Consider the following 522-nt stretch of genomic DNA (forward strand, 5'->3'; position numbering starts at 1 on the left):
CTCCATGAGACGAGCAAAATTAAGAAACCATTTTCTAAAGAATTTCGCGCGTCTCAGAGTATGTTTAGAGTCGGATATTTGGTTTTTGTGTAAAAATACTTACAAACGCATCCATAATACGTGAAAAATCAAGCGCTAATAAGAGTATAATGAGTACAATCCATTTCGTATAACGAGACATCACTTTTACACTTTTGTAGGTCATGATGATTTCTTGAAGTATTTCTTTTTCTGCTTCTGTAAGCTCTATATCGTCTTGTGTTTTTTTTCTAGCCATGTTTCCACCCACACAAGCGTTCACCTAGATTATTGTGCTTTAAGATCTCTCTTGCTAAGTTTGAACTGATGGTGTTCAGATCTTTCCGGCTTAAATAAATTGGCAACCAGCCAACACAAGAAGAAGCATATTTATTTGTCGCGCAACCAATCAGAGAGAGCAGCACGTACATCAGCATCACTTTTTTGATTAACTTCACTTTCCACCTCCAGACGTGTTGTGGCTGCTTTTAAAGCTTTTTCTGT

General features: G+C 37.2%; 1 protein-coding gene. It reads right to left on the reverse strand.

From position 1 onward, the window contains the following. Window positions 1-64: 64 nt before the first annotated feature. Window positions 65-277, reverse strand: a complete 213-nt coding sequence (locus tag ACFIMA_RS09990) for a hypothetical protein (protein ID WP_015856478.1) — start codon at window positions 275-277, stop codon at window positions 65-67. Window positions 278-522: the final 245 nt, after the last annotated feature.

The organism is Bartonella sp. AP88HLJMH, assembly GCF_042195605.1.
Lineage (GTDB): Bacteria > Pseudomonadota > Alphaproteobacteria > Rhizobiales > Rhizobiaceae > Bartonella.

What these genes read in the sequence shown, in the direction of transcription:
- ACFIMA_RS09990 (WP_015856478.1), bottom strand. Translation starts at nt 277, where the DNA reads ATGGCTAGAAAAAAAACACAAGACGATATAGAGCTTACAGAAGCAGAA.